Source organism: Cupriavidus sp. HPC(L) (genome assembly GCF_000307735.3).
In the GTDB taxonomy this organism is placed as follows: domain Bacteria; phylum Pseudomonadota; class Gammaproteobacteria; order Burkholderiales; family Burkholderiaceae; genus Cupriavidus.
The window spans coordinates 1-7,822 of record NZ_AMPR02000142.1 but is presented as its reverse complement, the minus strand read 5'-3'; the positions used below and the strand labels follow the sequence as shown (position 1 = coordinate 7,822).

Genomic DNA, 7,822 nt, shown 5'->3' with positions numbered 1-7,822 from the left:
ACGGCGGTGCTCGGCGGCATGGCGTCGACGCGGGTCAGGATGACGGTCGACTGCCTGCACTGCGATGCGCGCGGCATCCGCATGATGGCCTGCAAACCATGCGGGGCCACGGGCCAGGTGCGGCGCGGCCTGTTCAACGCGTATGGCGCCTGCGAGCGCTGCGCCGGGCGCGGCGTCGAGCCGGCGGCTTGCGATGCCTGCGGCGGCACCGGCAAGGTCCGCGTCGACAAGGCGCTGCGCGTGCAGATCAAGCCGGGCGTGATCGACGGCACCGTGCTGCGCGCCCGCGGCATGGGCGGCCCCGGCATCGACGGCGGCCCCAACGGCAACCTGATGTGCAAGGTGCGGGTGCGCAAGGACCGCGTGTTCGGCGTCGACGGCCTGGACCTGACGCGCGAACTGAAGATCGACTTCGTGCTGGCCTGTCTCGGCGGCCGCGTGCCGGTGGTGCGCTTTCGCAAGACGGTAATGGCCGAGATTCCGGCGATGACGCGCAGCGGCACCGTGATCCGCGTGCGCGGCATGGGCCTGCACGATCGCGCCAAACAAAAGACTGGCGACCTGCTGCTGACGGTCGCCATCGACCTGCCGTCGCGGCTGCGCACGCTGACCGAGCCGCAGCAGACGCTGCTGCGAGAACTCGGCCGCGGTGCGGGCGAATGAACCGCAATGAACCGCGAATGAACCGCCAATGAACCGGCAATGAACCTTATTGGTTCTTCATCGCCTCGGCCAACCGCTGGATGATCGCACCCTCGGTTTTGAAGGCCTTCTGCGCATAAGCGGTGTACTGCTCGGGGCCCATGTAGTTGGTCGACATGCCGTACTGCTGCGTCACCGCCAGCAGCTTCGGATCCTTCAGCGCATTGCGGAACGCGGTGTCGAGCTTCTTCACGACGTCGGGCTTCATGCCGGCGGGACCGACGATGCCGAACGGCGAATTGGACCAGACCGGATAGCCGATCTCCTTGAGCGTCGGCGCATCGGGGAAGTCCGGTGCCCGCTTTTCCGACAGCACCGCCAGCACGCGCAACTGGCCGTTCTTCACATACGGCAGCAGCGTGTTGGTCAGCATCGCCACGTCACACTGGCCGCCGAGCAGCGAGGTGATGGCCTCGGCGTCGCCCTTGTAGGGAACATGCGTCCAGTTCGATTGCGTGATGCGCGCCAGTTCCGAGATCGTCAGATGCTGGCTGCCGTAGATGCCGGTAGTGCCGTAGGTGATGCCGCGGCTCGACGCCTTGGCCTCTGCCACCAGCTCCTGCATGGTCTTCCACTTGGCGTCGGTGCGCACCGCGACCGCGAAGTTATAGTCCGCGATCATCGAGATATAGGTCAGGTCCTTCAGCGGGTCATAGCGCATCTTCTGCACGTGCGGCAGGCGGAAGATCACCACCGGCGCCATCGTCAGCGTGTAGCCGTCGGGCTCGCTGGTGGCCATCTGCGTCGCGCCCAGCGTGCCGCTGACGCCGGGCTTGTTCTCGACGATGATCGATTGGCCCAGCTCGCGCCCCGCCGCGTCGGCCAGCGCGCGCCCGATCTGGTCGGTGATGCCGCCGGCGCCATAGGGCACGATCAGCTTGAGGGGGCGGGTGGGAAATTCGTCGGCGCCGTAGGCGCGGAAAGCCAGGGCCGGACCGAGCGCGGCGACCGTGGAGGCGGCGGCGAGCCGCAGGATATCGCGTCGTTGCATCGTGTCTCCTTCGTATGAGCGCGGCGCACGGCCGGGTCTGTGCCGCCCGGCTTGGCTGTCGCCGCGGTCGGAAGTATGCGGTCAGTCGCGGCCGGTGTGGGCCTGGCCGCGGGTATTTCTCTACCGCGCGGCCCACGCATGCGCGCGCCGAAATGGTTTCAAACTTGGTACAACGCGCCGGGACGGCCCCAACGTGCTCACCCGCTAAACCTGCTGCATACCTGTCATGCATGCTTTTCATCGAGGCCGGCATGCGGCTCCTTTTCTTTGCCGATGCGATGACCTAGCCTTCACGCAGGCGGCAAATGCGGGCCAGCCGCGCACGCCGGACCGTACCGGCCAGACAACCAGATGCCCGCGACTTCGCGATTCGAACACTGGCCGGGGGGAAAGAGGGTGTCCCCATGGCCGCCATTTCGCTGACCCCGTCGCTGCGCGCGGACTACGAGCGCTTGTTCGACACATGCATCACGCAGGCCGGCCGCCGGGCCGAGGTCGAGGCGCTGACGGCAGCGCTGCTCAGGAACAAGGGCCGCTATGCGGCGGCGTCGCAATTGTCCGGCGTGCCATGGCATTTCATCGCCGTCGTGCACAACATGGAATGCAGTCAGCGCATGGACGCCCATCTGCACAATGGCGATCCCTTGAGCCGGCGAACCTTCCACGTTCCGGCGGGCCGTCCCCGTACCGGATCTCCGCCATTCCGCTGGGAAGAGAGCGCGGCCGATGCGCTGGCGCTCAAGGGGCTGAACGATGGCACCGACTGGAGCCTGGCCGGCACGCTGTACCAGCTGGAGCGATACAACGGGTTTGGCTACCGGCGCTTCCACCCAGAGGTACTGAGCCCGTATCTGTGGAGCTTTTCCGGCCACTACGAGCGCGGCAAGTACGTCGCCGACGGAACCTGGTCCGATCGCGCGGTGTCGCGCCAGTGCGGCGCTGCCGTGCTGCTGCGGCGGCTGGCCGAAATCGGCGAGCTCGAGTTCGGCGCGCGCGCGACGGCGGCCGTCGACGATGCGCCGCTGATCGTCCGCTACGCCGCCCGTCCCCCAACCGAGCCCGCCGCGCGCCAAACCACCGAGACGTTGCAGCGCTGGCTCAACACCTTTGACGGAGTCTTCGTCCGGATCGACGGTCATCCGGGCAAACGGACGTCGGCCGCGTATCGCCGCGTCACGGGACACTACCTGCCGGGCGATCCGCGCGAGCCGCGCGAGTCGCGCCAGCCGCGCTAGGCCGACAGGCAATCCGACGAGCGCTCCAATGGCCCACCGCTACGCCGAACTCGAGATTCTGATCAGTGCCGGCTCGCGTGGGTACGAAGTCGAAGCCCGGCGCCGCATGCCGACCGGCGACGTGATCACGCCGCGCGTGGCGCTGGCCCTGGCGCCCGCCAACCCGGCATTTCGCGATGCCGACCCGGAGGTCTGCGGCCGCGCGCTGGCCGCCACGCTGTTCGCCCCGGCCGAGGTCCGCGATGCCTTTGTGGCGGCGCAGACGGCGGCGCAGGAGGCGGCGGTCGACCTGCGGCTGCGCCTGCGGGTCGGCGTCGATGCCACCGAACTTCACGTGCTGCCGTGGGAGACGTTGTACGACCCGGCCGGACAGGCCGCGTTGTGCGTTTCGCAGCGTTGCTTCTTTTCGCGCTACCTGTTTTCGCGGGAAATGCGGCTGCCGCGGCTGCGGCCGCGCAGCGGCGTGTCGGCGCTGGTGGCGGTGGCCAATCCGCCCGGCCTTGCCGACGACCTGGCCGCGATCGATGCGAAGGCCGAGGCGCAGCGCATCGGCGCCGCGCTCGCGCCGATTCCGGTCGCCACGCTGGCCGAGCTGGGCCAGGCCACCATGGAGCGGATCTTCGCGGCGCTGCGCGAGGGCGTCGAGGTGTTCTACCTGGTGTGCCACGGCGCGATGATCGATGACGAACCGATGCTGTGGCTCGAACGCGCCGATGGGTCGCGTGACCTGGTGGCCGGCCGGATGCTGGTGAACCGCATCGGCATGCTCGAGCGTCCCCCCAGCCTGGTGGTGCTGTGCTCGTGCCAGAGCGCGGGAACCGGCCCGGCGCGTGGCGGCGACATGATGAAGGCTCTCGGTCCGCTGCTGGCGCAGGCCGGCGTGCCGGCCGTGCTGGCGATGCAAGGCAATGTCGGCATGGACAGCATGGGCACGTTCATGCCGCTGTTTTTCGCCGAACTGCGCGAGCATGGCGAGGTGGACCGGGCCGCCGGCGTGGCGCGCGCGGCAATCGCCAGCCAGCCGGACTGGTGGATGCCCGCGGTGTTCACCCGGCTCGAAAGCGCGCGCATCTTCTACCCGCCTGGCTTCGGCGGCGGCGCCGTGCCGGAGTCGGGCGACGATCCGTGGCGCGCGGTGATCGACAATATCCGCCATGGCGAGACCACGCCGATCCTGGGCCCCGGCGTCGGCGAGCCGCTATTTGGCTCGCGGCTGCAGATGGCGCAGACCTGGGCCGAAACCTTCCATTTTCCGATGGCCGCCCACGAGCGCGATGAACTGCCGCAGGTCGCGCAGTATCTGTCCGCTTCGCAGCAGCCCGTCACGCCGCGGCGGCTGTTCTACCGCTTCCTGTACCAGCAGCTGTGCGAGCAATACCGCGAGGCGATCCCGCCGGGGCTGCTCGGACTGCCCGAGGAGGACATCGTCGCGCAACTCGGCGACGTGATTGCCGCCGTGGCGGGGGTCCGTCTTGCGGTGCCGGACGACCCGCATCGCGTGCTGGCCGAACTGCGCCTGCCGATCTATATCACCACCGACCCGAGCGACTTGCTGGTGCATGCGCTGCGGGCCCGCGATCCCGAAGTCCGGCCATTCGTGCGGCTGTGCCGCTGGAATGCGGCGGCCGAAGCGTGCGACGACGCGCTGACGGTCGATCATCGGGACGCCCGGCCCAGCGCGCGCACGCCGATCGTGTTCAAGATGTTCGGCGACCTGCGCGAGCCCCGCTCGCTGGTGCTGACCGAGGACCAGTATTTCGACTATCTGATCAGCGTGTCGAAGAACCTGGACGCGATCATTCCGCTGCAGATCCGCGCGCGCCTGAACGACAGCGCGTTGCTGATCATCGGCTTCGACGTGCAATCGTGGGACTTTCGCGTGCTGTTCCGCACCATCCTGAATCAGGAAGGCGCCGACCTGCGCAGCGAGTATCTGCATATGTCCGCCCAACTCGATCCCAACAGCATTCTCGACCCGGTCAGCGCGCGGCGTTATCTGGAGCGCTATTTTCAGGACAAGGCCAGGATGAAGCTGTACTGGGGCGATGTGGCGATGTTTGTGGCAGAACTGCAGCGGCGGCTGCGGCCCTAGCGAGGCACCATGGCATCCATCGCACCCGCGGCACCGGCGACCTCGACGTCCTCGACGTCCTCGACGTCCCATTGCCCCTATATCGGACCGTCGCCGCTGACGGAACAGTCGCCGATCTTCGGGCGCGACCGCGAGATCGAGGAACTGGGCTACCGCCTCGTCGCCGATCGCATCGTGGTGCTGTATTCGCCGTCGGGTGCCGGCAAGAGTTCGCTGATCGAAGCGGGCTTGCGGCCGCGCTTGCGCGACCGCTTCGACGTGCTGCCGACCGCGCGGGTCGGCGGCGAAGCGCCGGGCGACGGCGAGCCCGTCAACCGCTATGTCTGGAGCGTGCTGCAGTGCTGGGCCGCGGCCGGCGCCGTGCCGCCGAGCCCTGACGATACGCTGCTGTCGTACCTGTCGCGCGTGCGCGAGCCGGCCGGTGGACGGTCGCGCCGGATGCTGCTGATCTTCGACCAGTTCGAGGAGATCTTCACCGCCGACGCCAACGATACCGGGGACAAGCTGGCCTTTTTCACGCAGTTGGGCGATCTGCTGGGCCAGGGCGGCAGCCATGTCTGGGCGCTGTTCTCGATGCGCGAGGAGTTCTTTTCGTGGCTGGACCCCTATCGGGACCGGGTCCCCACGCGGCTGACCAACACGATGCGGATCGACCTGCTGTCGCGCGAGCAGGCGGTGCAGGCACTGATCGGGCCGGCGAGCGCGGCCGGCGTGACCTTCGACGAGAACGCCGCCCGGCATCTGGCTCGCGATCTGGCGAAGGTCCGTGTGCCGGGTCCCAACCAGCCGGCCTACCGCGATGGCCGCTATGTCGAACCCGTGCAATTGCAGGTTATCGGCATGAATCTGTGGCTGGCCTGCTTTGGCGACAGCGCACCGCCAGCCGGCGCCCGTATCCGATTGGAGGACGTCGAGCATCTGGATGCCGGCGCGGCGCTCGAAGCCTATTACAACGCCACGCTGGAGCGCACGGCGGCGACTGCCCCGCGCGAGCGCGTGTTGCGCGACTGGATCGAGGACAAGCTGATCACGGCGTCGAACCTGCGCTCGCTGGTGATGTTCGACAGCGGTGCGAAATCCGCTCCCACCGCCGAAGAACTGGCGATGCTGCAGCGCCTGTATCTGGTCCGCGCCCAGAGCCGCCAGGACGCGCAATGGTTCGAGTTGGCGCATGACCGGCTGGTAGGACCGGTGCGCGCGAGTAACGGGCGATGGCGCGAGCGGCATTTGCCGCATTGGAAGAACCTGGTGCGCGCGTGGACGATGGCCAACGAGAATCCGGCCTTGCTGCGCAACGCGGTACCCGAGGAAATCGAGGCGGCGTTGCACGAGCCGCCGCAGCAGCACAGCGATGCGGAGAACCGCTTCCTGTCCGACTACCGACGCGACGCGATCGAACGCAAGCGGGCGCGCCGGCTGCGGCAGATCGGCTACGGCGCCGCCCTGTCGATGGTCGTGCTGACCGTGGTGGCGCTGCTGCTGGCGTTCAAGCTCAATCGGCAGAACATGCTGTTGTCCGTCGTCAGCACCCGGCCCGCGCCGGACGTGGCGTTGCTGGCGGCCGTCGAAGGCATGGATGGGCACAGCCTGTTTCGGCCGCCCGGCGGCTTCGACTTTCGCCGGACGCTGGTCAGCGCGATGGAGCGCGCCCGGCATATCGAACGCTATCTGCTGCGGGCCGACGGCCGGACACTGACGGTGCAGGCCAATGCGCACTACCGGGTGCTGGGGCGGCTCCATCCCGGACGGGCCGAGATCGAAGTCGTCCCACTGCAAGGCGGCCCGCCGGTGCGGCTGTCGACGGGCATGCTGGCAGCGTGGCACCCCGGCGGCGTGCGCGCGTTTGCGCTGGCCGGGCCGGCCATGCTGGCGATCGGCGGGCAGGATGGCAGCGTCACGCTGTGGGATCTGACCGGCGCCGCGGCGCCGGTCGCGCTGACGATGCCCGACACCGGCACGCAGCGCGGGCTGGGCGGCGTCGCCTCGCTGCACAGCGACGGCAACCGGCTCGCGGCCGGCTACGACAGCGGCCGCATCGCGGTATGGGATCTGAATCCTTCCCGCCCCCCGGCGGAGCGGGTGACGCCGATTGCTGCGATCCAAGGCCATCGCTCGCGGGTGACCGACGTCGCGCTGTTCGATCGGGGGACGCGTCTGGCGACATCCGGCTGGGATAGTGCCGCCTATCTTTGGCAGCTGCCGGAGTCGCCGGCACAGGGCAATGCGCGCGTGCGTCCGGAGAAGCCCGCCCAGGCATTGCTGGTTCCCCCTGATGCCAAAGACTGGTACCCGGGTCTGCACAGCATTGCCGTGAGTCCCGACGGCAAGCTGGCCGCGGCAGGCTCGCGCTCCGGCCGCATCACGGTCTGGCGCACGTCGGACGGCGGTCGGTGGCCCCGCCCGCTGCTGGGGCACGACGACGCGGTGGTGCGGATGCTGTTCCAGAACGATGGCGTGTTGCTGTCGGCGGGCTGGGACGGCCGCGTCATCAAGTGGCTACTGGACCCCGAAGGCATGGATGTCCGCCGCTCGGTGCTGGTGGACCTGCCGTTCCAGATCGCCGGCCTGGCGACCGGTCCCGCTGCGGACCTGGCGGTGGTGTCGTCCGAACAAGGCGAACTGCTGCAGCTGCGGACCGCCACACCGGTGCATCCGATGGCCCGCATCGTGGCACGGGGCCACGACGGTGCCCCGCCCCTGCTGCTCGCGCTGCCCGGCAGCCAACCCGCCACCGTGGCGGCGTCCGGCGAGGGCGGCATGATGTGGCTGCCCGCCGGACACCGCGACGCCGCGCCGCGTTCG

5 protein-coding genes are annotated in these 7,822 nt (G+C 68.9%); 4 read left to right on the top strand and 1 reads right to left on the bottom strand.

From position 1 onward, the window contains the following. Positions 1-663, top strand: a 663-nt coding sequence (locus B551_RS10250; protein ID WP_023264020.1) for a DnaJ C-terminal domain-containing protein, incomplete at its 5' end; no start/stop codon positions are given. Between the two features lie 46 nt (positions 664-709). On the opposite strand, the gene B551_RS10245 is transcribed toward B551_RS10250, so the two are convergent. Then, positions 710-1,693: a tripartite tricarboxylate transporter substrate binding protein gene (locus B551_RS10245; RefSeq protein ID WP_023264019.1), complete on the bottom strand. Its 984-nt coding sequence runs from the start codon at positions 1,691-1,693 to the stop codon at positions 710-712. A 404-nt stretch (positions 1,694-2,097) separates the two neighbouring features. On the opposite strand from B551_RS10245, the gene B551_RS10240 reads away from it, so the two are divergent. The 3 genes from B551_RS10240 to B551_RS10230 form a co-directional block, all read left to right on the top strand. Beyond that, entirely contained in the window at positions 2,098-2,928 is an 831-nt protein-coding gene (locus B551_RS10240; protein WP_006577982.1) for a hypothetical protein, read from the top strand. Positions 2,929-2,956: 28 nt separating this feature from the next. After that, positions 2,957-5,020 (top strand): CHAT domain-containing protein, encoded by a 2,064-nt coding sequence (locus B551_RS10235; protein ID WP_006577983.1) that lies wholly within the window; start codon positions 2,957-2,959, stop codon positions 5,018-5,020. Positions 5,021-5,029: 9 nt separating this feature from the next. Next, positions 5,030-7,822 (top strand): WD40 repeat domain-containing protein (locus B551_RS10230; protein ID WP_023264018.1); only part of this gene is annotated, 2,793 nt, incomplete at its 3' end.